This is a genomic window from Lentzea sp. NPDC055074 (assembly GCF_053608005.1).
In genome coordinates this window covers 54,873-81,033 of the sequence record NZ_JBSGUQ010000009.1, presented here as the reverse complement: position 1 = coordinate 81,033, position 26,161 = coordinate 54,873, and the positions used below count along the sequence as shown (strand labels likewise).

The window sequence follows — 26,161 nt, the reverse complement described above, 5'->3', positions numbered from 1 at the left end:
CACGGACGCTGTTCGGAGTCGGTTCAACGCTTTTCCGAAACTTCTTCGCTGGGTACCTGAAGTCCCATGACGGTCTATGGCATCCACGCGTCCCACGAGCAGATACACCCCACTGACCTGCTGACCGCCGTGCGCAGGGCCGAGCAGGCCGGGTTCGGCGCGGCGATGAGCTCGGACCACTTCTCCCCGTGGAGCGCCCGCCAGGGGCAGTCGGGCTACGCCTGGTCCTGGCTCGGAGCGGCGCTGCAGGCCACGGACCTCCCGTTCGGCGTCGTCACGGCGCCAGGCCAGCGCTACCACCCGACGATCACCGCCCAGGCGATCGGCACGCTGGCCGCGATGTACCCCGGCCGCTTCTGGGCCGCGCTCGGCACCGGCGAGGCCAGCAACGAGCACATCACCGGTGACGGGTGGCCGCGCAAGGACGTGCGCACCGCCCGGCTGCGCGAGTGCGTCGACGTGATCCGCGCGCTGCTCTCCGGCGAGGAGGTCAGCCACGACGGCCTGGTCACGGTCGACCGCGCCAAGCTCTGGACGCTGCCCGACGAGATGCCCCTGCTGATCGGCGCCGCGGTGAGCCCCGAGACCGCGCGCTGGTGCGCCGAGTGGGCCGACGGGCTGATCACCGTCAACGCGGCACCGGAACGCCTGCGCGAGGTCGCGGGCGCGTACCGGGACGCGGGCGGCAAGGGCAAGCTCCACCTGCAGATGCACCTGAGCTGGGCCGAGAACGAGGACGAGGCCATCGCCATCGCGCACGAGCAGTGGCGCAGCAACGTGTTCCCCCCGCCCGTGTGCTGGGACCTCGAGCTGGCCGAGCACTTCGACGTCGTCTCCGAGCACGTGACACCGGCCGAGGTCGCCAAGGTCGTCGACGTGTCCACCGACCTCAAGTGGTACGCGGAACGCCTGCACGAGTACGCCTCGCTCGGATTCGAGGAGATCTACCTGCACCACGTGGGCCAGGACCTGATCCCGTTCGTCGACGCGTTCGGCGAGCACGTGCTGCCGGAGGTGACCGCGTGATCCGCACGTCCGACGTCTGGTGGAAGAACGCCGTCCTGTACTGCCTCGACGTGGAGACCTTCTCCGACGACGGGTTCCGCGGCGCAACCGAACGCATCGACCACCTGCACGCGTTAGGCGTCACGTGTGTGTGGCTGATGCCCTTCTACCCGACCCCCGAAAAGGACGACGGCTACGACATCACCGACTTCTACGGTGTCGACCCACGGCTGGGCTCGCTGGGCGACTTCGTGGAGTTCGTGCGCGCCGCACGGGACAGAGGCATGCGCGTGATCGCGGACCTCGTCGTCAACCACACGTCCGACCAGCACCCGTGGTTCCACGACCCGGAGAAGCGCGACTGGTACGTCTGGGCCGACAAGCCCCAGGAGGACGGGCCGCAGGGCATCACGTTCCCCGACAAGGAGAACAGCCTCTGGGAGTACTCGGAGGAGGTCGGGAGGTACTACCTGCACCGCTTCTACAAGCACCAGCCCGACCTCAACGTGTCCAACCCGGAGGTGCGTGACGAGATCGCCCGCATCATGGGCTTCTGGATGGAACTGGGCCTGAGCGGGTTCCGCGTCGACGCCGTCCCGTTCCTGCTGGAGCGCAACGACCCCGCGGACGCCGTCTCGCTGCCCGACCCGCACGACTACCTCACCGACCTGAGGGCGTTCCTCAACCGCCGCAACGGCGAGGCCGTGCTGCTGGGCGAGGTGAACCTGCCGTACAAGGACACGATGGCCTTCTACGGCCAGGGCGTCGGCGACGAGCTGACCATGTGCTTCGACTTCGTCGGCATGCAGGCCATGTACCTGGCTCTGGCCCGCAAGTCGAGCGGTCCCCTGACCAAGGCCCTGCAGGAACGGCCGGACCCGCCGCGTGACGGCCACTGGGCGACGTTCGTGCGCAACCACGACGAGCTGACTCTGGACAAGCTGCCGCTCGACGAACGGCAGGAGGTCTTCGACGCCTTCGGCCCCGACCCGGACATGCAGCTCTACGGACGCGGCCTGCGCCGGCGGCTGCCCGGCATGCTCGACGGCGACCAGCGCCGCATCCGGATGGTCTACAGCCTGCTGTTCACCCTGCCGGGCACGCCGGTGCTGTTCTACGGCGAGGAGATCGGCCTGGAGGAGGACCTGTCGCTGGAGGGCAGGCTCGCGGTGCGGGTACCGATGGACTGGGCCGCGGCGGGGGAGCAGCGCCACGACCCGGACTCGCTGCTGAGCTGGATGCGGCGGATGGTCGAGTGCTACCGCGAGTGCCCGGAGCTGGCCTGGGGCACGGTCCAGGTGCTCGACGTGGGCGACCCGACCGTGTTCGCCCATCGGGCCGACTGCGACGGCGGCGCGGTGATCGCGGTGCACAACCTCACGGACCAGGAGGTCACCGTGCGGGTACCTGCGGAAGGAGTGCTCACGAACGTGCTCACCGGCGCGGACCTGAAGCCGGCGAAGATCGGCGCCAAGGTCGACCTCGCGCCGTACGACTGCCGCTGGTACCGCGTGAATCTGGAGTGATGCTTGCGGAATCTTGACGCCTCACGTGAAGATATTGTCGAGACAGCGTCGTCGACCGAAGGATTTTCGCGTGAGCGCGTACGGACTGCACCGCGTCATCGAGCCCGCCGGCGTCCTGCCGCAGCAGGCCTGGCGGCTTGACGCGGAGCCCGTGCCCGCCCCGGACGAGGTGATCGTCGCGGTCGAGCGGCTCAACCTCGACGCGGCGTCGTTCCGGCAGCTCAGGGAGCAGCACGGCAGCGGTGCCGCGGTCCGGCAGGCCGTGCTCGACATCGTCGGCGAGCGCGGCAAGATGCAGAACCCCGTCACCGGCTCGGGCGGCATGCTGCTCGGCACCGTGCTCGAGGTGGGGCCGGAGTCGCCGCTCGGGCTGAAGGCGGGCGACCGGATCGCGACGCTCGTCAGCCTCACCCTGACGCCGCTCAAGATCAACGACGGCCTGCAGGACTGGGACGGCGAGGACGAGCAGGTGCCGTGCCGGGGGACCGCGGTGCTGTTCGGGCGCTCGATCGCGGCCGTGCTGCCGGACGACATGCCGAACGAGCTGGCGCTGTCCGTGCTCGACGTGTGCGGTGCGCCGGCGCTGACCGACCGTGTGGTGCGCAGGCACCCCGGTGGATCGGTGCTGGTGCTCGGCGGTGGCGGCAAGTCGGGCTCACTCTCTCTCGCGGCCGCGCGTCAGGCCGGTGCGTCGCGCCTCGTCGCGTTGGTGCCGACGGAACGTGAGGCCGCGCAGGTGCGTGAGTCCGGCCTCGCGGACGAGGTCGTGATCGCGGACGCACGCAACCCGGTCGCCGTGGCCGAAGCGGTCGGCAAGCAGGTCGACGTCACGGTCGTGTGTGTGGACGTGCCGGGGTGCGAGCACGGCGCCATCCTCGCGACGGCCGACGGCGGCACGGTGATCTTCTTCTCGATGGCCACCTCGTTCAGCGCGGCCGCCCTCGGTGCGGAGGGCCTCGCGGCGGACGTGGAGATGATCGTCGGCAACGGCTATGTGCCTGGTCACGCCCAGTTCGCGTTGGACCTGGTCCGGAGCCGGGCGGGTGTGCGGGCCCTGTTCGAGCAACGGCAGACTGCGTGACGTGAGTACGCAACTTTTGGTCGGCGGCCGCATCTACGCACCGGATGCGACGGCGATGGCCGTCACGGACGGCGTCGTCGTGTGGATCGGACAGGACTCGGTCGGGCACGCGCTGCACCCGGACGCCGAGGTCATCGAGCTCGGCGGGGCGTTCGTCGCGCCCGCGTTCGTCGACGCGCACGTGCACGCGACGTCCGCCGGCCTGCTCCTGACCGGCCTCGACCTGACCCGGACGTCCTCGGCGGACGAGGTGCTGCGGCAGGTTCGCGACGCCGAGGGCCCCCTCGTGTGGGGGCATGGGTGGGACGAGACGCGCTGGCAGGAGAACCGTCCGCCGACGAGGGCCGAGATCGACGAGGCCGCCCAGGGCAAGACGGTGTACCTGTCGCGCATCGACGTCCACTCGGCGTTGGTGTCGTCCGACCTCATCACCGATGAGGCCCGCACGGCGGATGGTTACTCCGAGGACGGTCCTCTCTCCCGTGCCGCGCACCACCTCGTGCGTGGCACGGCCAAGGCCGCCATCACGCCCGAACAGCGTGAGGCCGCGCAACGAGCGTTCTTGCGTCACGCGGCGTCCAAGGGCATCGCGTCCGTGCACGAGTGCGCGGGCCCGGACATCTCCGGAGAGGACGACCTGCGCGAGCTCCTCGCGCTCACCGAAGGCCCCGAGGTGGTGGCCTACTGGGGTGCCCACGAGCTGCCCTCGGTCACGGTGCGCGGCCTCGCCGGCGACCACTTCGTCGACGGCGCGATCGGCTCGCGCACGGCCGCGCTGACCGAGCCGTACGCCGACGCGGACACGTCCGGGGCGCTCTACCTCGACGGCCGTCAGATCGCCGAGCACCTGGTCAAGTGCACCGAGCTGGGGGTCCAGGCGGGGTTCCACGTCATCGGCGACGCCGGGATGGCCGCCGTCGTCGAGGGCTTCGAGATCGCGGAGAAGATCCTCGGCACGCCCGAGCTCGCGTCCGCCCGCCACCGCCTCGAACACGTCGAGATGGTGACCGAGGAGCAGGCGGGGAAACTGGCCGGGTGGGGTGTCATCGCCTCCGTCCAGCCGCTGTTCGACGCGGAGTGGGGCGGACCCACTGGTATGTACGTCCAGCGTCTCGGCGACGAGCGCGGTGTGGGGCTGAACCCCTTTTCCCGGCTCGCCGCGGCGGGCGTGGTGCTCGCGTTCGGCTCGGACACCCCGGTGACCGCGATCGACCCGTGGGCCGCGGTGAAGGCCGCCGTCCACCACCGGACCGACGGCCACGGCGTCTCGCCTCGCGCCGCGTTCACCGCCCACACGCGCGGCGGCTGGCGTGCGGCGGGCGTCGACGACGGCCTGACCGGCACCCTGCAGCCCGGCGCCCCCGCGACGTACGCGGTGTGGGAGACCGGTGACCTGGTCGTCGCGGGCAGCGACGCACGGGTCCAGCGGTGGTCGACCGACCCGCGTTCCGGCGTGCCCGGACTTCCCGACCTCACCGGCCCCGCGCCGGTCTGCGTGCGCACCGTCCTGAACGGCCGGACGATTTACGAAAGGAAGTGACACATGGCGTTGCTCGACCTCGACCCGTTGGTGGTCGCCGCCGCGCGGAAACTCGCTGCGCGGGCGGCCGAACCGGTGGTGTCCCTCGCGAAGGCGCACACCACCGTCGCCGTCGAGCGCGCCACACTCCGCCTGGCCGGCATCACCGGCGCGGACTCCACGCACCGCGCCGGTGACGTCCCGTGGGTCAACCGCGTGATCGACACGGTTCGCGAGCAGTGCGGGCTGGAGCACGGTGTGGTGCTGCCGGCGTTCCACGCGCTGAAGGAACACGACCTCGGCAGTCTCACCGAACTCGCCGAGGCCACGGCCGCGGGCCAGGTCCAGTTCAGGATCCCGACCGGCAAAGACCTGACCGCGGCGCGGAAAGCCTCCACCTCCGCCGTCGCGAAAGGACTGAAGACGGTCGACCGCAACAAGGCCCAGCGCGACAAGCTGGTCACGAAGCTCGGTGATCCCGCGCAACGCCCGTGGATCTACCTGATCGTCGCGACCGGCGACATCGACGAGGACGTCGTCCAGGCGAAGAACGCGGCCCGCGCGGGCGCCGACATCATCGCGGTGATCCGGTCGACCGGCCAGAGTCTCCTGGACTACGTGCCGGAAGGCGCCACGCACCACGGGTTCGCGGGCACGTACGCCACGCAGGAGAACTTCCGGATCATGCGCGCGGCGCTGGACGACGTGTCGAAGGAGGTCGGCCGGTACGTGCGGCTGACCAACTACGCGTCCGGCCTCTGCATGCCGGAGATCGCTGTGCTGGCAGGTCTCCAGCGCCTCGACATGATGCTGAACGACTCGATGTACGGGATCCTCTTCCGCGACATCAACCCGATCCGCACGTTCGTCGACCAGCGGTTCTCCCGCCAGGTCCACGCCCGCGCCGGCATCATCATCAACACCGGCGAGGACAACTACCTCACCACCGCGGACGCCGTCGACGCCGCGCACACCGTGACCGTCAGCCAGTTGCTCAACGAGCACTTCGCCCACGAGGCGGGCCTGCCCGACCACCTGCTGGGCCTCGGGCACGCCTTCGAGATCAACCCGAAGGTGCCCGACTCGTTCCGGCTCGAGCTCGCGCACGCGTTGCTGGCCCGCGAGCTCTTCCCGGACGCGCCGCTGAAGTGGATGCCGCCGACGAAGCACATGACCGGCGACGTGTTCGACGGCTATCTGCTGGACGGGTTCTTCAACCTCGCGGGTGTCCTCACAGGACAGTCCATCCTGCTCGTCGGCATGATGACCGAGGCCGTCGTGACGCCGTTCCTCTCCGACCGCGACCTGGCGCTGAAGAACGTCCGGTACGTGCTGAACGCGGCGGGCAGCCTCGCCGAGGACTTCCGCCCCTCACCGGACGGCCTCATCGTCAAGCGCGCGCACCAGGTCCTCGGCGAGGCCGTCGACCTGCTGGAGCGCATCGTCGACGACGGCCTGCTCAACGCCATCGCGGACGGCACGTTCGGCCTGATGAAACGCCCCGCGGACAAGGGCAAGGGCGCGGACGGTGTCGTCGAGAAGGCCGAGGCGTACTTCAACCCCGCGAGCGAGATGCTGGAGGCGAGCGATGTCTGACGCCAAGAGGTACGTGCGGCCGTACGGCGACACGACCGGCGACGGCATGATCCAGACGTCGTTCACGCTGCCGATCCCGTTCGGCCCCAAGGCGGACGGCGCCGCGTTGCAGCTCGCGAACAAGATGGGCATGGACCCCGCGATGGTGGTCCACTCGAACCCCATCGGCGACGACTTCACGTTCTTCGTCGTCTACGGCTCGGTGAAGCACCTCGTGGACCTCGACGAGGTCAAGGTCGTCGAGCGCGAGTACCCGCTGCTGACCCCGTCCGAAGTGAACAGCGTGCTGAAGAAGGTGTTGCGGCGCAAGCTGGTCGTGGTCGGCGGGTGCATCGGCACGGACGCGCACACGGTCGGCATCGACGCGATCCTCAACATCAAGGGCTTCGCCGGCGAGAAGGGCCTGGAGTACTACCGCGAGCTGAAGGTCGTGAACCTCGGCGCGCAGGTGAGTGTTCCGGAGCTCGTCCGGTCCGCCCGCAGCGAGAAGGCCGACGCGGTGCTGATCTCCCAGGTCGTCACGCAGCGGGACGCGCACATCCTGAACACGCAGGAGATGTCCGCGGCGTTCCGCGAGGCGATGGGGGACCGGCGGCCGTTGCTGGTGGCGGGCGGTCCGCGCTTCGACCCGTTGATGGCGGGCGAACTGGGGGTTGATCGGGTTTTCTCCCGGGGTACCACGCCGGGTGAGGTCGCGAGCTATCTGGTGCACGCGATGCAGGCAAAGAGAGGGGTCGCCGCGTGAGCGGGGCTTTGGTCGAAGGTTTCTCCGTGACGCACCGCCGTTACGTGCCGCACTCGCACGCCCACTACGGAGGCAGTCTGGTCGACGGGGCCTACGGGCTCGGCATGTTCGGCGACGTCGCCACCGAGCTGCTCATCCACACGGACTCCGACGAGGGGCTGTTCGCGGGGTACAGCTCCGTCGAGTTCGTGGCGCCGATCCAGGCGGGCGACGTGATCGAGGCGTCGGCGACACTGGTGCGCATCGGAAAGCGGTCGCGCGAGATCGAGTTCGAGGCACGTGTCGTGTGTCGTTCCGCGCCCGAACGCGGTCCATCGGCGGCCGATCTGCTCGCTGAGCCGATCGTCGTAACGAAGGCCCGCGGCACGGTGGTTGCTCCGAAAGCCGCGGAATAACACCACAATTCAGTTCGAACCGCTTGGCGTCCTGCTTCGAATCCCCGCCGTGGGAAGGGAGCAGGACAATGCCAAGTGACAACAAGAAGCGATTACGGCGCGGCGCGATCGCCGCGGCCGTCGTCGCGATGGCGGCGGCGATACCGGCGGCGGAGGCGTCCAGCCATCGCGAGGCCCCGCTGATCGCGGCGGACCCCGCGGTCGACAACACCGACGTGTACGCGTTCACCAGCCCCGACAGGCCCGACACCGTCACGCTCGTGGCGAACTGGTTCGGGTTGCAGGAACCCAACGGCGGCCCCAACTACTACCCCTGGGCCACCGACGCGCGGTACGACATCAACATCGACGCGGACGGCGACGCGGTGCCGGACAAGACGTTCCGGTTCACCTTCAGCACGGACGACCGGCGGGGCAAGGCGAACACCTTCCTCTACAACAACGGCCCGGTCACGTCGATCAACGACGACAACCTGCTGTTCCGCCAGAACTACACCCTCGAGCTGATCGAACCCGGCAGGACGACCCAGCTCGTGCGCAACGGCCGTGCGGCGCCGTCGAACACCGGCCCCGCCTCGTTCCCGGACTTCGGCGCGATCCGCGACCAGGCCACGGCGAAGATCCCCGGAGGCGGCCAGGTCTACATCGGACCGTCCGAGGACTCGTTCTTCCTCGACCTGCGCGTGTTCGACCTCCTGTACGGCGGGAACCTGAAAGAGGTCAACCAGGACACCCTGATGGGCTACAACGTCAACACCATCGCCATCCAGGTGCCCAAGACGATGCTCGCCTTCAAGAACGACCCGAAGCGCAACCCGGTGATCGGCGTGTGGAGCGACACCGAACGCCGCACGCTGAAGCTCGACCCCGGCAGGGCAACCCCGCAGGGCAGCTTCGTGCAGGTGTCGAGGCTCGGCAACCCGCTGGTCAACGAGGTGGTGTCGTCCGCGCCGCTCAAGGACGCGTTCAACGGGCTCGAACCCGTCGGTGACGCGAGGGTGCAGGCGTTGCTGGACCGGGTGAACGACCCGGAGCTCGCGCGGCTGATCCAGGCGATCTACGGCATCCCCGCGCCGAAGACGCCCCGCGCCGACCTCGTCGAGATCTTCCTGACCGGCATCACGACGAAGGCCGGCGGCCCGATCAAGGTCGACCTCAACTCGCAGCTGAACAACGCGGACGTGGACCCGAAGCGGTTCCAGCCGTCGGAGATGCTGCGGCTCAACATGTCCACGCCGGTGACGCGCAACCCGAACAGGCTCGGGGTGCTGGGCGGGGACCCGCAGGGGTTCCCGAACGGGCGCAGGCTCTCCGACGACGTCGTGGACATCGAGATCCAGGCTGTGGTCGGAGCGGCGCTGACCGGCAAGCTCGTGCCGGCGCTCGCCAAGGGTGACCGGGTGAACGGCAACGACGTTCGCTTCGGTGACCGGTTCCCGTACGTAGGACTGCCGAGCAACCGCGCGGTCAACTCCCGCTAGCCGAAGGTGCCTCCCGATGTGGAAAGTACTTCCGCTGCTGGCTGCCCTTCTCGCTGTCGCCGCCTGCGCCTCCCCGCAGGCGGCGACGCCCGCCGCCACGCAGACCTCCTCCTTGCAGCGCAACGCCGAGTCGTTGCAGGCCAAGCTCCGCCGGACACCCCAGGACGCCGCTGCCTGGGCCCAGCTCGGAACCACGTACGTGGAGCTCGCCCGCGTCACGTTCGATCCCCAGCACCACCCGCGCGCCGAGAAGGCGCTCACCGAGTCGTTGAAGCTCAAGCCGGAGAACAACGGTGAGGCGTTCATCGGACGTGGAGCGCTCTCGAACGCCCGCCACGACTTCGCCGCCGCCCGCGACTGGGGACAGCGCGCGGTCTCCGCTCTGCCGGACTCCGCCGCCGCACAGGGCGTGCTGGTCGACGCGCTGACGCAGCTCGGTGATGACGCCGGTGCTTCCGTTGCGCTGCAACGCATGCTGGACCTGCGGCCCGGCGTGGCGTCGTTCACCCGCGCCGCGTACCACTTCGAGCTGCACGGCCGCCTGGACGAGGCGCGCGGTGCGTTGGAACGGGCGCTGGAGTCGGCCTCCTCGCCGGACGAGTCCGAGTTCTGCCGCCTGCACCTGGACGAGCTGGCGGGGCGGGAGAGGTCTCTGGAGACCTACCGCGACCTGGTGTCGAGGACGGCGTCGCCCGACCACCTCGTGAAGTACGGCAAGGCCCTGGACAAGGCGGGCAGGCCCGCCGAGGCCCGCGCGCAGTACGACCTCGCGTTGCGGCAGTTGCGCGCGTTGGGCGGGGACGACCTCACCGCGGCGTTGATCGCGGCGGACCACGGCGACCCGGCCGAGGCGTTGCGGTACGCCGAGAAGGAGTGGGCGAAGCGGCAGAGCGTCTTCACCGCCGACGCGCTCGCCTGGGCCCTGCACGTCAACAGGCGTTCCGCGGAGGCGCTGCCGTACTCGGACCGCGCGGTCTCGCTGGGCTGGCGCGACCCCGAGGTGCTGCGGCACCGCGAGGCGATCCTGGGGAGTCTGCGATGAGGGTCTTCCTGCTGGTGCTGTTCGGGATGCTGCTGATGGGCGGGGTGGCGCGGGCGCACCCGTTGAGCAACCTCAGCGTGAACCACTACGACGGGCTGCGGGTGTTCGCGGACCGGATCGAGCTGCGGTCCGTTGTGGACAGTGCGGAGATCCCCACGCTGCAGGACCGCGAGTTCGTCGATCCCCGCAAGAGGTGTGCCGAGCGCGCGAAGTCGTTGAACGCCATGGCCGACGAGCAGGAGCTGCGGTTCGAGGTGCGCGAGGCCGAGGTGGTGCGCCCGCAGGGTGAGGCCGGCCTGCCCACGATGCGCCTGACCTGCGAGTACTTCGCACCGCTGCCGTCGCGCGGCGAGACCGAGGTGACGTTCAGCGACTCCTACCTCGAGGACAAGCCGGGCTGGCGCGAGATCACCGTCGTCGGGGTCGACGTCGCGGTGTCGGGCGCCCCTGCCGAGTCCGTGAGCGACGAACTGCGCACCTACCCGGACGACCTGCTGTCGTCGCCGCTGGACGTCCGGGCGGTGCGGTTCCTGGCACGACCGGGTGAGGGGGCGGCCGTGACCCCGCCCGGGGTCCTGGGTGAAGCCACCAAGGCGGCCGTCGGACTCGTGGGTGATCTCACCCCGGTGGTCGGAGTGGGAGCGGTCCTGCTGTCTCTGGTGCTGGGCGCGTCCCACGCGGCGCTGCCCGGCCACGGCAAGACCGTGATGGCCGCCTACCTGGCGGGTTCTCGTGGAACCCGCCGCGACGCATTCCTCGTGGGCGCCACGGTCACCATCACCCACACGGCGGGGGTCTTGGTGCTGGGGCTGCTGCTCAGCGCGTCCAGTGCGATCGCGGGCGAGTCGGTGTTGCGCTGGCTCGGCATCGCGAGCGGTCTGCTGGTCGCGGTGATCGGAGGAGTGCTGCTCCGCTCGGCGGTGCGTTCCCGTGGTCGTACGCGGCACGACCACGGACATGGTCATGGGCACGACCACGGACATGGTCATGGGCACCGCCGGGCGGGGCTCGTCGGGATGGGGGTGGCCGGAGGGTTGGTGCCGTCCCCCTCCGCCCTCGTCGTGCTGCTGGGTGCCATCGCGCTCGGCCGCACGTGGTTCGGCGTGGTCCTGGTGCTCGCGTACGGCCTGGGCATGGCGGCGACGCTGACCGCGGCGGGCCTGCTGCTCGTCTCGCTGCGGGACCGGTTCGGGCCGCGCCTCGCCCGGTTCCGCCGGCTCGCGGACCTCTCGCCGATCGGCACCGCGGCGCTGGTGATGGTCGTCGGTGTCGGTCTGGCCACGCGTGCGCTGGCCGGTTGACCAAGTCAGTCCAGTTCGTCCGAGGAGGAAGACCGTGAAGAAGCTGATCGTGCTGGCGGCCCTCGCGCTGACCGCGTGCACCACCCGGGGGACGGCCACCGCGCAGTTCGACGACGAACAGCAGTCCGACATCTCCTGCATGAAACACCAGGAGCAGACACCGGGGGAGGAGTACTTCGAGGAGGGCAACTGGGACACGGTCGTCTCGTTGTCGATTCTGCGTTACTACACGTCGAACGGCGCAAAGGCCTACTGCGACGGCAAAGCCGCCACCGAGGCCGACCAGGGCTGGCGCAAGCTCTATCTGCAGATGGGAGCGGATCAGACCAATTTGAGGTGAATCGACCGCAACCTTCTCCGCCTTCTTCCGTTGGTCAATACAGAAGTAGCTACATGCGGGGAGGATGCGGCGTGGTGAAGATCGACCACCAGGGGGAGACACCTCCGTACGAGCAGGTGCGCGTGCACTACGCGCACGCCATCTCGAACCGAGAACTGCCGGTGGGCGCCAAGCTGCCAACGGTGCGCGCCCTGGCGAAGGACCTGGGTCTCGCGGTGAACACGGTGGCCCGCGCCTACCGTGAGCTGGAGGAAGCCGGTCTCGTGGAGACCAGGGGCCGGGCCGGCACCGTGGTCAGCGCGAACGGCGACAGCAACCGCGAGCGGGTGCGTGCGGCGGCGGCCCAGTACGCGGCGATGTCCGCGGAGCTGGGCCTCTCGTCGCACGAGGCCATGGAGATCGTGCGCGCGGCACTCCGGACGTAGTCACTCTCCTGGGTGTTGCACGGTTTTCTTGAACAGTGACGTTCCACAATGGCCACCTCCATGATCACGTTCCATCGTGGAGGTGTGCCGCACGTTCGACCTCGTTCCCGTCCGGCACCACCTCGGCCCCGGCCCGGCCGCGCACCTCGCGTGTGTGTGCGGCCGCTGGTCCGGCCGGGGTGGTGCGGCATGTCCGGCTCACGGTCACGCGCTACTCACGGTAGGTCGGCCACCCCGTCTGGCCGCTCCCCATTTGCCCTGGTAGTCACCCATTCGCGACCGCGCTGACGAGCCTGCGCGCGGTTAGGCTCCCCGGTGGATCGTGAATAACTGAGTCGTCAGTCAATTTGGGAGCGCGCGATGGGGCGGACCGTCCGGGACGGGCTGCGGCTCACGGCGGAGCAGGAGCAGTTCGTCGACCTGGCGCGGGAGTTCGCCGCCAGGGAGATCCGGCCGCGGGGGCGTGCCGTCGACGAGGCGGACGTCGAGTCGCCGCTCGACGTGTGGGACAAGGCGTCCGCGCTCGGGCTGACCTCGTTCATGCTGCCCGAGAAGTACGGCGGCGGTGGTGTCACCGACCTGGTGACCCAGGCGCTGATCCAGCAGGAGCTGTGCCACGGGGACATCGGCATCGGCAACCTGGTGACGTCCAACGGCTTCTTCAGCGCGCCGATCGAGAACCTCGGCACTCCGGAGCAGCAGGAGAGGTTCCTCGGTCCGCTGGGGACCGAACGGCCGCCGCTCACCGCCGTCGCCGTGACCGAGCCCGGCAGCGGCTCCGACGCGGCGAGCATCCAGACGTCCGCGCGGCGTGAAGGTGACGAGTACGTCCTCAAAGGACAGAAGACCTGGATTTCCAACGCCCCGTACGCCTCGACGTTCGTGATCTTCGCGACGGTCGACCCGTCGCTGAGGTCGCGCGGTGTCACGGCCTTCGTCGTGCCGCGTTCGGCGCCGGGACTGACGGTGGGGCCGCCGATCCGGAAGATGGGCCAGCGCGCGATCGTCAACGCCGGGGTGTTCCTCGACGACGTGCGCGTGCCCGTGGAGGACCGGCTGGGCGACGAGGGGCAGGGGTTCGCCGGCCTGATGAGGACTTTCGACGCGTCGCGCATCCTCATCGGAGCGGCCACGACGGGACTCGCCCGCGCCGCGCTGGACTTCGCCACCGCCTACGCCGCCGAGCGCGAGCAGTTCGGGGTGCCGATCATCCGCCACCAGGCGGTGGCCTTCCGGCTGGCCGACATGGCCACCCGCGTCGACACCTCGCACATGCTGACCGTGCGCGCCGCGACCTTGTACGACCAGGGACACGACGTGGCGCAGGAGTCGGCGATGGCGAAGCTCGTGGGCTCGGAGAACGCCATGTGGTGCACCCACGCGGCAGTCCAGACGTTGGGGGGCTACGGCTACTCCCGCGACTACCCCGTGGAACGGTGGATGCGCGACGCCAAACTGGAGGAGATCGAGGAAGGCACCTCGGACATCCAGCGCCTGATCATCTCCCGCGGCCTCGGTGCCAGATGATCTTCTCCGACCCCGCGTCCGTAGCCGTCGTCGGTGCCAGCGACGACCCGTCCAAGTGGGGCCACTGGCTGGCCAGAGGCGCCCTGGTGGGCCACGACCGCCGTGCCGTCCACCTGGTGAACCGAGGCGGCGGCGCGGTCCTGGGCCGTCCCACCGTCCGCTCGCTCTCCGAACTGGACGAGGCCCCCGAGCTCGTCGTGCTGGCCGTGCCTGCCGCCCACGTACCGGCCGTGGTGGACGAGGCGCTCGCGGTGGGCGTACGAGGCTTCGTGGGCATCACCTCGGGCATCGACGACGGCGTGATCCGCCGCATCCGCGAGGCCGGCGCCCGCCTGCTCGGCCCGAACTGCCTGGGCGTCTTCGACGCGGCGACGTCCCTGCACCTGGCCTGGGGCCGGTTCCAGGCGGGCTCGCTGGGCGTCGTGTCGCAGAGCGGCCAGGTGGGCCTGGAGATCGCCGGTCTGGCCGCGTCGTCGGGCATCGGCGTCTCGCGTTTCGTCTCCGTGGGCAACCAGGCGGACGTGACGGCGACGGAAGCGTTGCTGGACCTGGTGTCCCACTCCCTGACCACCGCGGTGGGGGTCTACCTGGAGAGCTTCGGCCCCGGCATCGTGGCGGCCATGTCCGAGCTGTGCGCGGCCGGCAAACCCGTGGTGCTGCTGACCGTCGGGTCTTCTCTCGCGGGCCAGGAAGCGGCCATGACGCACACCGGCGCCCTGACGTCCTCTTTGGACGTGGTGGACGCGGCCTGCCGACACGTGGGCGCCGTCCGCGTGACAACCCCCGCGGCCCTCGTCGACCTGGCGGCGCTGCTGACCACCGGGGTGCCGAGCGGGGGCAGGGTGGGGGTTGTCTCCGACTCGGGCGGCCAGGGCGCGATAGCGGCTGACCTTGCTTCTGCAGCGGGACTTTCCGTGCCTTCGTTGTCCTCTGTGGACGGTCTCCCGCAGGGCGCCTCCCGCCGGAACCCGATCGACCTGGCCGGCGCGGGGGAGCGGGACCTGATGAACTACTACCGCGCGATCGAGGTGCTCGCACGAGGAGGCGAAGTCGACTCGGTCGTCCTGTCCGGCTACTTCGGCAGCTACGGCCCGGACACCCCTTCCCTGGAGTCGGCCGAGGTGGCGGTGGCATCACAGATCTGCGCGCTGGCAACAGAAACCGGCGTCCCCGTAGTGGTGCACAGCATGCGCGAGGACTCCGCGGCCGTCCGCACGCTGAGATCGGGCGGCATCTTCGTGCAACACACGATCGAACGCACCATCGCCGCCCTGGGCAACGCGAACAGACGTGGCAGGAACGAGGGGGAGGCCCTACCACGCGCCGCGACCACCACCCCGTTCCGCCCCGGCTACCTGGCGGCCCGCGAACTGCTGGACTTCGTCGACTTCCCCTCCGCCCACCCCGTCACCACCACCGCCGAGGTCACTGCCTCGGCCCTGGAAGGTCCGCTGGTGCTCAAGGCGGACTGGCTGGCCCACAAGAGCGAACACGGCGGCGTGAAGACCAACCTCACCGACCCCGCCGCGGCGTTCGAGGAGATGCAGGCAAGGCTGGGCCCCGGCACGTACGTCCTCGAACAGATGGACACCCGCGAACACACCGTGGAACTCGTCATCGGCGCAAAACGCGACCCTTCGTTCGGCCCGGTGGTGCTGGTGGGCCTGGGCGGCGTGCACGCGGAGCTGTTCAGGGACACCACAACGGAGCTGGCACCCGTGACCCCCGCTGCCGCGCGGGACATGCTCGCCCGCCTCACCTCCGCGCCGCTCCTGGCGGGCTGGCGCGGCGCCCCGGCACCCGACGTGGCCGCGCTGGCCGAGGTGATCGCGCAGGTGTCCTCGACGTTGGTGGCGCGGCCGGATCTGGCGGAGATCGAGCTCAACCCGGTGCGGGTGGGTCCGGACGGGGTGCTGGCGGTGGACGCGCTGATCATCCCCTCCCGAGGATGAATCGAACCCGTGAGGGCGCGTTGCAGGAGTGAGGATGTGCGAGACCGACCCTGTCGTGCGGATGCGGTGTGCGCGGGCCCTGCTGGTCCGATTGCGGGATTGCGGGCCTCGGTAGGTTCTCCAGCAGTGACGCGAGGAGGCCGGGATGCTGGTTGTGATGGCATTGCTGGCTTCGCTCGTGCCGCCGCCGGGCCCGGTCACGATCACCGTGGTGAGCGTTGGTGGGTCGGGGTGTGCGGCCGGCACCACGAACGTCGCCATGTCGGCGGACGATGAGGCGTTCACGGTCACCTACAGCGACTTTCTCGTGCAGGGCAACGGGAATGAGGCCAAGCGGAGTTGCACGATCGCGCTGAGGATCAACCATCCGGACGGGTACACCTACGGTGTCGCGGCGGTTGACTATCGGGGCTTCGCGCATCTGACCGACAAGGCTCGTGGCGTGGTGCGGAACGACTACTGGTTTCCTGGGTTTCCCACTCGGCACAGCAGCCGTGCGTACGAGGCTCCCATGAGTGACAACTGGCAGGTCACCGACACGCCCAGCGGGGTGGCGCACGGGCCGTGCAAGGAGCGCAAGCCGCTGACGGTGGAGACGGAGCTCAAGCTCACGGGCAAGGGGGCCGGCAGCTTCATGACCATGGACTCGACCGACTCGAGTGTGAGCACCACGTTCCGGCTCTCGTGGAAGAAGTGCTCGGAATAACAAGCGCGCTGTCGGCGTTCTCTGCTACAGTCCGTTGTAACCGGCGGTGCGCGACCAAGCGCACGTAAGCTCCGACCAGCTGCTGGACCATCCAAGATCCGCAGCCCAAATCCCCCAGTTTCCGCGCTGGCGGACTCAGAACAAAGCGCTCTCCTCCGGAACGGCACGGCCACAAGGTCGTGCGTGCGGAGTCGATGAAGCGCATCTGAAACAACCCTCCTGAAAGGACAGACCCGATGCACATCGGTGTACTCGACGTACGTAACAACAAGGCGTTTCTCGTGGACGGGCCGCAGGTCCCGCAGAGTCTCGTCAGGCAGTTCGACCTGCGACGCGGCGACCAGATCAGCGGTGAGGCCGAGGGCGAAAAGCTCGTCAGCGTCGACACCGTCAACGGCCACGCTCCGCACCAGCGGCCTCGGTTCGAGGACCTGACTCCGCTCTACCCCAACGAGAGGTTGCGGCTGGAGCACGATCCGAACGAGCTCACGAGTCGCGCGATAGACCTGGTCATGCCCGTCGGCAAGGGGCAGCGGGCACTGGTCGTGGCGCCGCCCAAGGCCGGCAAGACCATTGTCCTGCAACAGATCGCGCAGGCGATCGCCAAGAACCACCCCGAGGCCCACCTCATCGTCGCGCTCGTCGGCGAACGGCCCGAGGAGGTGACGGACATGCGCACCACCATTCCCGGTGAGATGTTCACGTCCACCTTCGACGAGCACCCGAACGAGCACATCCGCGTTGCCGAGCTCGCCGTCGAACGGGCCAAGCGGCTCGTCGAGGACGGGCAGGACGTGGTGATCCTGCTCGACTCGCTGACGCGGCTCGGGCGGGCCTACAACCTCGCGCAGCCCAACGGCGGGCGCATTCTCAGCGGTGGCATCGACGCCAGGGCGTTGACGCCGCCCAAGCAGTTCCTCGGCGCGGCGAGGAACATCGAGCACGGCGGTAGCCTCACGATCTTCGCCACCGCGCTCGTGGAGACCGGGTCGCTGGCCGACACGGCCATCTTCGAGGAGCTCAAGAGCACCGGCAACGCCGAGCTGAAGCTCGACCGCAAGGCCGCTCAGAAACGGATCTACCCCGCGATCGACCTGCAGCAGTCGAGCACTCGCAAGGCGGAACTGCTCGTCTCGCAACAGGAACTGGCCATCACGGACGCGCTGCGCCGGGCCATGGCCGATCGGGACGTCGACATGCTCGTCGACGGACTGCGCAAGACCCAGAGCAACGCGGAGTTCCTCCTGCAGATGTCGAGGTGACGTCGAGGAACCTTCGGTGGTTCACTGGCGCCGGTGAGTCTTCTCGAGGTCACGTGGACCGATCCGGCCACGCAGGCACGCGGTTATCTCGTCATCGACCGGCTGGTGCGCGGGGTCAGCAGCGGGGGTCTGCGCATGCGCGCCGGCTGCACGCTCGACGAGGTGCGCGGGCTGGCCCAGGGGATGACCGCCAAGGAAGCCCTCAACTACGACCCCGCCGCACGGTACGTGCCCCTCGGGGGTGCCAAGGGCGGCATCGACTTCGACCCCTACGACCCGCGCGCCAAGGACGTTCTCACGGCCTACCTGCGCGCCATGTCGCCCTACGTCGAACGCTTCTGGACGATGGGGGAGGACCTGGGGCTGCGGCAGTCCACCATCGACGAGGTCATCGAGAAGATCGGCCTCCAGTCGTCCATCCAGGCCGTCTACCCGCTGCTGGACGACGAGAGCAAGGCGCGGCAACGTCTCGCGGACGCGTTCGCGGTCACCGTCGACGGCGTGGGCCTCGACGAACTGGTCGGCGGCTACGGCGTCGCGCAGGCCGCGCTGGCCGCCGTGGACCACCTCCACCTGCGCAACCCCACCGCGTTCGTGCAGGGCTTCGGCTCGATGGGCGGCGCCACCGCGCGCTACCTCGCCCGAGCCGGGGTCACGGTGGTAGGTCTCGCCGACGTCCACGGCGTCGTGGCCAACCCCGACGGGCTCGACGTGGAGACCCTTCTGCTGTCCCGGGACGAGCACGGTGCGATGGACCGGTCGAAGCTCCGCCCGCAGGACCAGGAACGCGACGGCGACAGCTGGCTCGACGTCGAGGCGGACGTCCTCGTCCCCGCCGCCACGAGCTACGCGATCAACGCCGGGAACGCCCACCGGGTCAGGGCGAGGCTGGTCGTCGAGGCGGCCAACATGCCGGTCACGGCGGACGCCGAACTCCAGGCGCTGGTCATCCCGGACGTCGTCGCCAACTCCGCCACGAACTCCTGGTGGTGGTGGACCCTGTTCGGCGACATCGACGCCACGGCCGAGTCGGCGTTCGAGAAGATCGGCACGAACATGCGCCGGCTCGTCGGCGAGATCATCGGCGAACCCTCACCGCGGGAAGCAGCGAGAAGACTCGCGGCCGCCGCGGTGAAGGAGATCGAGCAGCGGTTCCCGCAACCGTAGACTCGCCCCATGCCTGGCCTGGAGCACACCATCACGATCGCGGCCCCGCCGGAACGCGTCTGGGCCGTGCTGATCGACGTCGAGCGCTGGCCCGAACGCATCCCGACGGTCGACTCCGTGGAACTCCTCGACACCGGGCCGTTCGTCGTCGGCTCCCGGGCTCGCCTCAGGCAACCGAAGCTGCCCGAGGCCGTCTGGACGGTCACCGAACTGACCGAGGGCACCTCGTACACGTGGGAGTCCCGGTCGCCCGGCGTCCTCGGCGTCGCGTCGCACGTCGTCGAGCCCCACGAGAACGGCACCCGCCTCACGCTCGCCCTGAGCGTGTCCGGGCCGCTCGCGGGCGTCGGCTGGCTCCTGACGAAGGCGCGGGCCAGGCGGTACGTCGAGACCGAGGCCGCCTCGATCCAGCGCGTCGCCGAACAGGGCTAGAGCGGGCCCAGCAGCCAGGCGCCCGGCCCGTCGAGGTCGTCCGAGAAGTAGTACGCCCGCAACGCGGCCAGCAGGTCCTCGGTGCCGATCAACCCGTCCCCGTCGTGGTCGAGCCGGGCGTGCGCGGCCCGCGCGTCGGCCTCGGACACGTTCATCAGCGCACGCGACCACAGCACGTGCTCCTCGATGCCGAGCCGGCCGTCGCCGTCGTGGTCGGCGACGGCCAGCAGCGCGTCGAGGTACGGCACGTACACGTCGTCGAACGCCTCCGGCCGGCCCAGCAGGCCGCGCACGAACGCCGACTTGTACTCGGACATGCTGATCCGCTCGTCGTCGTTCGTGTCGGTCATCGCGGCGAGGTGGCCCCACACGCTCAGCAGCTGCTCGTGGAACCGCTTCGCCCGCAGGTCGTCCTCGCTCAGCCCGAACGCCGAGGTCAACCTGGCCGAAGCCAGGTCGAAGTCCGCGCGTTCGACGTACCCGTCCTGGTCGCTGTCGTAGGTCTCGAACCTGCGACTGAGCCGGCGGTCCAGGAAAGGCGTGATCTTCATGCCCCTTGTGTACCCCGTGAGCGCTTCTTGGCACGTGCCGGGGCTCCCACGTAGTCCGCGAGGTGCTCGCCGGTCAGCGTCGAACGGTCCGCGACGAGGTCCGCGGGCGTGCCCTCGAAGACGATCTTGCCGCCGTCGTGGCCCGCGCCGGGGCCGAGGTCGATGATCCAGTCGGCGTGCGCCATCACGGCCTGGTGGTGCTCGATCACGATCACCGACTTGCCCGACTCGACCAGGCGGTCCAGCAGCCCGAGGAGCTGCTCGACGTCGGCGAGGTGCAGGCCCGTCGTGGGCTCGTCCAGGACGTAAACGCCGCCTTTGTCCGCCATGTGCGTGGCGAGCTTCAGGCGCTGCCGCTCGCCACCGGACAGGGTCGTCAAAGGCTGGCCCAGCGACAGGTAACCGAGGCCGACGTCCCGCAGCCGCTCCAGGATCGCGTGCGCGGCGGGCGTGCGGGCGTCACCCGAACCGAAGAACTCCACGGCCTCGGCGACGGGCATCGCGAGCACCTCGGAGATGTCGCGGCCACCGAACTTGAACTCCAGCACGGCCTGGTCGAAGCGCTTGCCCTCGCAGACGTCGCACGGGGACTCGATCGTCGCCATGATGCCGAGGTCGGTGAACACGACGCCGGCGCCGTTGCAGTTCGGGCACGCGCCCTCGGAGTTCGCGCTGAACAGCGCGGGCTTCACGCCGTTGGCCTTGGCGAACGCCTTGCGGATCGGCTCCAGCAGCCCGGTGTAGGTCGCGGGGTTGGACCGGCGCGACCCCTTGATCGGCGTCTGGTCGACCACGATCGCGCCCGAGCCCTTCGGCAGCGACCGGTGGATCAGCGACGACTTGCCCGAGCCCGCCACACCGGTGACGACGGTCAGCACCCCGAGCGGGATGTCGACGTCGACGTCGCGCAGGTTGTTCGTGGACGCCCCGCGGATCTCCAACACACCGGTCTTCTCCCGCACCGACGACTTCAGCGACGCGCGGTCGTCGAGGTGGCGGCCGGTGACGGTGTCGCTCTTGCGCAACCCTTCGAGCGACCCCTCGAAGCAGATCGTGCCGCCGCCGCGCCCCGCACCGGGACCGAGGTCGACGATGTGGTCCGCGATCGCGATCGTCTCGGGCTTGTGCTCCACGACGAGAACGGTGTTCCCCTTGTCCCGCAAGCGGAGCAGCAGGTTGTTCGTGCGCTCGATGTCGTGCGGGTGCAGGCCGATCGTCGGCTCGTCGAAGACGTAGGTGACGTCGGTCAGCGCGGAGCCGAGGTGCCGGATCATCTTGACGCGCTGCGCCTCACCGCCGGACAACGTGCCCGCGGGCCGGTTCAGCGACAGGTAGCCGAGACCGATCTCCACGAACGAGTCCAGCGTGTGCGCGAGCTTGTCCACCAGCGGCGCGACGGACTTGTCCTTCACCCCGCGGATCCACTCCGCCAGGTCGGTGATCTGCATGTCGCACAGGTCCGCGATCGAGACGCCCTTGATCTTGGACGACCGCGCCGCCTCGGTCAGCCGGGTGCCGCCGCAGTCGGGGCACGTGCCGAACGTCGCCGCGCGGTCCACGAACGCGCGGATGTGCGGCTGCAGCGCCTCGCGGTCCTTCGACAGCATCGACTTCTGCAGCTTCGGGATCAGGCCCTCGTAGGTCAGGTTGATGCCGTTGACCTTGATCTTGACCGGGTCCCGGTACAGGAAGTCGTGCAGTTCCTTCTTGGTGTACTTGCGGATCGGCTTCTCCGGGTCGATGAACCCGGACTGCGTGAACGTCTGCACGGTCCACTGGTTGTCGACGTTGTAGCCGGGCACCTTGATCGCGCCCTCGACGATCGACTTCGACTCGTCGTAGACCTCGGTCAGGTCGATGTCGGAGATCTGCCCGCGGCCTTCACACCGCGGGCACATGCCGCCCGTGATGGAGAACTCGCGGCGCTCCTTGACCTTCTGGCCGCCCTTCTCGATCGTCACGGCGCCCGCGCCGGAGATCGAGGCGACGTTGAACGAGAACGCCTGCGGGCCACCGATGTGCGGCGCGCCGAGACGGCTGTACAGGATGCGCAGCATCGCGTTCACGTCGGTCGCGGTGCCGACGGTCGAGCGCGGGTCGGCGCCCATCCGCTGCTGGTCGACCAGGATGGCCGTGGTGATCCCCTCGAGGAGGTACACCTCGGGGCGGGGCAGCGTCGGCATGAAGCCCTGGATGAACGCGCTGTACGTCTCGTTGATCAGCCGCTGCGACTCCGCGGCGATGGTGCCGAACACCAGCGAGCTCTTGCCGGACCCGGAGACACCGGTGAAGACCGTCAGCCGGCGCTTCGGGATCTCCACGTCGACGTCGCGCAGGTTGTTGACCCGCGCGCCCTGCACGCGGATCAGATCGTGGGTGTCGGCATCGTGAGCCGCCGCTGTCCTGGTCATGGCGCCAAACTAACTCGACGGTCTCGGCTCTGCCTTCTTGATTCCTGATTGGTTACGCACGAATTCGGTAGTGGTACGTGCACACCTCGCGGAACCCCGTCCGTTCGTACAGCCGGAACGCCGTGGAGTTCGCCTTCTCCATCTGCAGGTACATGTGGTTCGCCTCGCGCAGGGCAGCCCACGAGGCCAGCGCGGCGAGCACGGACCGTGCGGCGCCCTGACCGCGCGCGTGCGGGAGTGTCGCCATCCCGAACACCCCGGCCCACCCCTGGTCGGCCACCGCGCGTCCCACGGCCACCACCTGGCCGTCGACCTCGGCGTACGCGTAGGCGGACGGGTGCTCGACACGGCTGAGCAGGTCGCGTTCGGCGCTGACGTCCCGCGTGGTCACCGCCTGCCAGGCCGCGAGCCACTCGTCGGTCGGCCGCGCCGCCACCTCGCCCGCGTCCGAGTGGGACTGGCGCAGCACCTCGGCGGTCGACGCGATCTGCAGGGACATGTCATGACCCCGCATGTAACCCCTGTCGCCCAACGTGTCGTCGAGGTCGGCCGCGCAGACCCCCGGCGTGATCTGGAACCGCACCCCGGACCCGCGTTCGGCGCAGAACTCCTCCGCCCGCGACACCCGGTCCTCGCGGTCGTGCGGCAGCACGGCGCTCACCCACCAGGCGTCGCCGGGGGAGTGGCGCAGCCACCAGCCGCCCGCCTCCTCGACGTGCGCTGCGGGCTGGGCCCGTGCCGCGTGCTCCTGCAGCGTCTTCAGCAGCACGTCAGTCCAACGACCCGAGCAGCCAGTTGCCGGCCTTCGCGGGGTCCTCGGAGAAGTAGAACTCCCGGATCGCCGCCAGCAGGGACTGTGTGGACAGCAGTCCGTCCTCGTCGGACAACAGGTCGTGGATGCCGCGCGCGTCGCTCTCGGACAGTCCCATCAACGCGCCCGTCCACCGCACGTGCTCCTCGACCGTGAGCTTGCCGTCGCCGTCCTCGTCCGCGATCGCCATCACCGCGTCGAGGAACGGCAGATAGCCCTCGTCGAACGACTCCGGCGTCTCCAGCAGCCCGTCCGCGAACGCCCGCCGGTACTCCTCGACGCTGATCCGCCCGTCGCGGTCCAGGTCGGCGACCGACGCCAGGTGCTCCCACAGCCCGGCCAGCATCCCGTGGAACCGGACGGCCTTGGGATCGTCCGCGGCCAGCCCGAACGCCTTGGTCGTGCGCTCGCCGGCCTGGGTGAAGTCCTCCCGCTCGATGAACCCGTCGCCGTCGGTGTCGTACGTCCGGAACCGGCGTGTCAGCTTGCGGGCCAGGAAGGCGGTGATCTCCACACGACCCTTCTACCCCATCCGGCTCCGCGGCGACATGCCCGGTGCCACACCGTGAACCCACGTCCGGTTCTCAGCGGCGCCCCAGCCCGGACAACGCGCTGGCGACGACCACCATGCCGATCATCCCGATGATCGCGGCCACCCCGCCGACCGCCGGTTTCGACACCTGCTGGACGTGGGCGACCGGGCGCGGAGGAGCCGGTGCCTCGGGTGCGGGCGGCTCGGGGTCGAGCCGGGGCGGGGCGGTCACCGACTCGATCCGGACGACCGCGCTCTCGCTGACGGCACCGCCCGCGCCGGAACCGGACACCGTCAGCCGGGAGTTCATCGGGGCGGTGACCTGGCAGGTGTAGGTGACGCGTTGACGGGGTTGCAGCACCGGGAACGAGCGGCGGCACGCGGCGGGCTCACCGCCGACCTCGACGGCGGAGATCGCCCGGTCGGACGGGTTGCCGACGGTGACCGTGACGGTGACGACCTCGCCGTCGCGCGCCCGGTCCTTCGACCAGGCCGCGCTGATCGACAGCCGCGGGTAGACCACCTGGACCCGCACGGACGCCGACGCCTCGACCTTGCCGCCGATCTTGTCCGCCGCCGTGACGGTCGCGGTCAGCGCTCCGCTCTCGTCGCCCGCCGACGCGGTGCAGTCCACCGTGGACGAGGCGCCGGGGTCGAGCTGACCCCGCAGGGGGTCACAGCCCCCACCCGCACGGGCGGCGAGGCTGTGGAGCGGGGTGTCGCCGGTGTTCGTGACGGTCGTCGTGAACTTCACGGCCTGCCCTGGGAGCGCGGTCATCGGTTCGGCCGCGGTGGTCGCGCGCATCGCCGGGTGCAGCACGTCGACGGTCGACGCCCTCTGTGCCGCGAGCGGGTCGCCCGCGAGGCTCGTGCCGCTCACCGCGACCGTCGTCGGGTAGTCGTCGTCGGCCGCGGTGGACTCGCACGTCCGCGTCGCCGTGGCCCGCGGGGCGAGTGTGCCGACCTGCTGGCCGCACACCGTCACGCCCGCCGCCGGCGCGTCCCCGGCGTTGGTGATCGTCGCGGTCTGGGAGACCTTGCCCCTGGCGTGCGCGGCGGGCTTCTCGGGATCCACGGCGAGGGTGAGCTCCGGCAGCGGGAACGACCACGTCACGCTCTGGACGAGGAACGCGTCGTCGGCCCGTTTGAAGGCCAGCTCGGCGCTCTTGGTGCCGGGCTTGAGGGCGTCCGCCCCGATGTCCACTGTGCGCGCGTCGACGCTCATGTTGTTGGGATGCGCGGCACCCTGCGCGGACGACACGAACGCGTTGCGCCCGCCGACCGGGGTGCCGTTGACCAGCATCTGGTCGCCGTCCGTGGCCCAGTCGCCCTCGTAGGCGGTCATGCCCACCCGGATGACCCCGCCGGTGGGGTGCGTCGGCGCGATCGGTGTCGTCAGCACCGGCTTCCTGGTGGGGAGGCGGACGTGACCGCCGTGCACCGCGACGTGGCGCTTCGCGGGAGCCGCCTGAGTGGCGTTCGGGAACTTCCACACGACCGTCAGCGACCAGCCGCCGAAGCAGTCGAACCCTTGCGGCGCCCAGACGTTGCCGACCGTGACGGTGCCGCTCGTCAGCGCTCGGGTGACGTCGGCCTCGGCGCTGTAGAAGGCGTTGTCGGTGTGCGACAGCTCGTCGGGGGTGTCGGCGACGAACCGGCCGGGGCTGACGCGGGTGCCGTTGAAGGTGACGGGGTCTCGTGGGGTGCCGGGTGGGGCCACCCCGTCGCGGCAGGTCGCGCTGCCCGCCCAGCCGAGCTTGGCGTAGGCGACCGTCGCGCCGGCCGGGATGGTGAGCCGGGCGCGGGAGGAGTTGAACGTCGCCGGATCGTCGTCGACGTCGGTCCACGACATCCGGTGGCTGTTGTTCAGCGCGGACGGCCCGTGTCCTTTGCGGCCCAAGGCGTCCACACAGGACTGCGGGGGGTGCTTGGGGTGCGGCCCGGCCTGCTCGGGTGTCGGGCAGGTCAGGACGGAGTCGCCGATGACCGTGACGTCCCCGTACACCGCCTCGTCGAACTGGGTGTGCCACACCTCGGCCGCGGCGACCGGCGGCCCCGGGGTCAGCAGCGGAACCAGCAGCACGACGGCGATGAGGATCGGTACACGCATGCCAGGCCTTCCGGTCGGGTCGGCGCACAGGTTGGCATGCTTCCCGGTGGTTGTCACCGCCCGTTGATCACCACGTCCTCACTCTCCGTCGAGGACGGTGAGGGGTCGGTTTCCCCATTCGTGTCAACGGCTTCCGCCGCCGTGATCCGTTGTGGACGAGCTGTGCTCCCGACGCGCCGCCCGTTGCTCTTGATGGGCGGGGAAGACCGCTGGGAAGCGTGGTGTCGGTGGTCAAACGGTGATC

The 26,161-nt window shown here is 69.8% G+C and carries 22 protein-coding genes and 1 pseudogene; 18 read left to right on the top strand and 5 right to left on the bottom strand.

The genetic code is table 11. The features are described 5' to 3' along the window. The first annotated feature begins 66 nt into the window (after positions 1 to 66). From ACWF7A_RS21715 to ACWF7A_RS21630, 18 genes and pseudogenes are all read left to right on the top strand, one after another. Positions 67 to 1,026 carry a TIGR03885 family FMN-dependent LLM class oxidoreductase gene (locus tag ACWF7A_RS21715; protein ID WP_452252276.1) on the top strand — a complete coding sequence of 320 codons (960 nt, stop codon included), beginning with the start codon at positions 67 to 69 and terminating at the stop codon, positions 1,024 to 1,026. Further along, positions 1,023 to 2,531, top strand: a complete 1,509-nt coding sequence (locus ACWF7A_RS21710) for an alpha-amylase family protein (RefSeq protein ID WP_452252275.1) — start codon at positions 1,023 to 1,025, stop codon at positions 2,529 to 2,531. Before ACWF7A_RS21715 ends, ACWF7A_RS21710 begins: the two co-directional genes overlap by 4 nt. A 70-nt stretch (positions 2,532 to 2,601) precedes the next feature. Then, complete coding sequence (gene kdd, locus ACWF7A_RS21705) at positions 2,602 to 3,612, top strand: L-erythro-3,5-diaminohexanoate dehydrogenase (RefSeq protein ID WP_452252274.1); 1,011 nt, start codon at positions 2,602 to 2,604, stop codon at positions 3,610 to 3,612. Further along, positions 3,605 to 5,152, top strand: a complete 1,548-nt coding sequence (locus ACWF7A_RS21700; RefSeq protein WP_452252479.1) for an amidohydrolase — start codon at positions 3,605 to 3,607, stop codon at positions 5,150 to 5,152. The genes kdd and ACWF7A_RS21700 overlap by 8 nt, the downstream gene beginning before the upstream one ends. A 3-nt stretch (positions 5,153 to 5,155) precedes the next feature. Continuing rightward, positions 5,156 to 6,727 carry a lysine 5,6-aminomutase subunit alpha gene (kamD, locus tag ACWF7A_RS21695; protein WP_452252273.1) on the top strand — a complete coding sequence of 524 codons (1,572 nt, stop codon included), beginning with the start codon at positions 5,156 to 5,158 and terminating at the stop codon, positions 6,725 to 6,727. Continuing rightward, positions 6,720 to 7,472 carry a lysine 5,6-aminomutase subunit beta gene (gene kamE / locus ACWF7A_RS21690; RefSeq protein ID WP_452252272.1) on the top strand — a complete coding sequence of 251 codons (753 nt, stop codon included), beginning with the start codon at positions 6,720 to 6,722 and terminating at the stop codon, positions 7,470 to 7,472. Before kamD ends, kamE begins: the two co-directional genes overlap by 8 nt. A gap of 26 nt (positions 7,473 to 7,498) precedes the next feature. Beyond that, complete coding sequence (kal, locus tag ACWF7A_RS21685) at positions 7,499 to 7,867, top strand: 3-aminobutyryl-CoA ammonia lyase (RefSeq protein ID WP_452252271.1); 369 nt, start codon at positions 7,499 to 7,501, stop codon at positions 7,865 to 7,867. 68 nt (positions 7,868 to 7,935) lie between these two features. Next, positions 7,936 to 9,348: a DUF4331 domain-containing protein gene (locus ACWF7A_RS21680; protein ID WP_452252270.1), complete on the top strand. Its 1,413-nt coding sequence runs from the start codon at positions 7,936 to 7,938 to the stop codon at positions 9,346 to 9,348. 16 nt (positions 9,349 to 9,364) lie between these two features. Continuing rightward, positions 9,365 to 10,390, top strand: a complete 1,026-nt coding sequence (locus ACWF7A_RS21675; protein WP_452252269.1) for a tetratricopeptide repeat protein — start codon at positions 9,365 to 9,367, stop codon at positions 10,388 to 10,390. Further along, positions 10,387 to 11,691 (top strand): nickel/cobalt transporter, encoded by a 1,305-nt coding sequence (locus ACWF7A_RS21670; RefSeq protein WP_452252268.1) that lies wholly within the window; start codon positions 10,387 to 10,389, stop codon positions 11,689 to 11,691. The genes ACWF7A_RS21675 and ACWF7A_RS21670 overlap by 4 nt, the downstream gene beginning before the upstream one ends. 34 nt (positions 11,692 to 11,725) lie before the next feature. Next, positions 11,726 to 12,031, top strand: a complete 306-nt coding sequence (locus ACWF7A_RS21665; protein ID WP_452252267.1) for a hypothetical protein — start codon at positions 11,726 to 11,728, stop codon at positions 12,029 to 12,031. A gap of 71 nt (positions 12,032 to 12,102) precedes the next feature. Then, positions 12,103 to 12,456: a GntR family transcriptional regulator gene (locus ACWF7A_RS21660; RefSeq protein ID WP_452252266.1), complete on the top strand. Its 354-nt coding sequence runs from the start codon at positions 12,103 to 12,105 to the stop codon at positions 12,454 to 12,456. A gap of 360 nt (positions 12,457 to 12,816) precedes the next feature. Continuing rightward, entirely contained in the window at positions 12,817 to 13,983 is a 1,167-nt protein-coding gene (locus ACWF7A_RS21655; protein WP_452252265.1) for an acyl-CoA dehydrogenase family protein, read from the top strand. Then, the gene (locus tag ACWF7A_RS21650) at positions 13,980 to 15,935 is read left to right on the top strand and encodes an acetate--CoA ligase family protein (protein ID WP_452252264.1); all 1,956 of its coding nucleotides are present in this window, start codon (positions 13,980 to 13,982) and stop codon (positions 15,933 to 15,935) included. The genes ACWF7A_RS21655 and ACWF7A_RS21650 overlap by 4 nt, the downstream gene beginning before the upstream one ends. Positions 15,936 to 16,080: 145 nt before the next feature. After that, positions 16,081 to 16,641 carry a DUF4360 domain-containing protein gene (locus ACWF7A_RS21645; RefSeq protein WP_452252263.1) on the top strand — a complete coding sequence of 187 codons (561 nt, stop codon included), beginning with the start codon at positions 16,081 to 16,083 and terminating at the stop codon, positions 16,639 to 16,641. Positions 16,642 to 16,886: 245 nt separating this feature from the next. Then, a pseudogene (rho, locus tag ACWF7A_RS21640) lies at positions 16,887 to 17,903 on the top strand (transcription termination factor Rho); the annotation flags it as partial. 33 nt (positions 17,904 to 17,936) lie between these two features. Continuing rightward, positions 17,937 to 19,070 (top strand): Glu/Leu/Phe/Val dehydrogenase dimerization domain-containing protein, encoded by a 1,134-nt coding sequence (locus ACWF7A_RS21635; RefSeq protein WP_452252262.1) that lies wholly within the window; start codon positions 17,937 to 17,939, stop codon positions 19,068 to 19,070. A 9-nt stretch (positions 19,071 to 19,079) separates the two neighbouring features. After that, positions 19,080 to 19,502 (top strand): SRPBCC family protein, encoded by a 423-nt coding sequence (locus ACWF7A_RS21630; RefSeq protein WP_452252261.1) that lies wholly within the window; start codon positions 19,080 to 19,082, stop codon positions 19,500 to 19,502. On the opposite strand, the gene ACWF7A_RS21625 is transcribed toward ACWF7A_RS21630, so the two are convergent. The 5 genes from ACWF7A_RS21625 to ACWF7A_RS21605 form a co-directional block, all read right to left on the bottom strand. Continuing rightward, the gene (locus ACWF7A_RS21625; RefSeq protein ID WP_452252260.1) at positions 19,499 to 20,053 is read right to left on the bottom strand and encodes an EF-hand domain-containing protein; all 555 of its coding nucleotides are present in this window, start codon (positions 20,051 to 20,053) and stop codon (positions 19,499 to 19,501) included. The two genes, ACWF7A_RS21630 and ACWF7A_RS21625, sit on opposite strands and share 4 nt — an antisense overlap. Further along, the gene (locus ACWF7A_RS21620) at positions 20,050 to 22,464 is read right to left on the bottom strand and encodes an ATP-binding cassette domain-containing protein (protein ID WP_452252259.1); all 2,415 of its coding nucleotides are present in this window, start codon (positions 22,462 to 22,464) and stop codon (positions 20,050 to 20,052) included. The genes ACWF7A_RS21625 and ACWF7A_RS21620 overlap by 4 nt, the downstream gene beginning before the upstream one ends. Positions 22,465 to 22,516: 52 nt before the next feature. After that, entirely contained in the window at positions 22,517 to 23,233 is a 717-nt protein-coding gene (locus tag ACWF7A_RS21615; protein ID WP_452252258.1) for a GNAT family N-acetyltransferase, read from the bottom strand. 1 nt (position 23,234) lies between these two features. Then, on the bottom strand, positions 23,235 to 23,789 hold the full coding sequence (locus tag ACWF7A_RS21610) for an EF-hand domain-containing protein (RefSeq protein WP_452252257.1): 555 nt from the start codon (positions 23,787 to 23,789) through the stop codon (positions 23,235 to 23,237). Positions 23,790 to 23,859: 70 nt separating this feature from the next. Next, positions 23,860 to 25,917 (bottom strand): hypothetical protein, encoded by a 2,058-nt coding sequence (locus tag ACWF7A_RS21605; RefSeq protein WP_452252256.1) that lies wholly within the window; start codon positions 25,915 to 25,917, stop codon positions 23,860 to 23,862. Positions 25,918 to 26,161 lie beyond the last annotated feature (244 nt).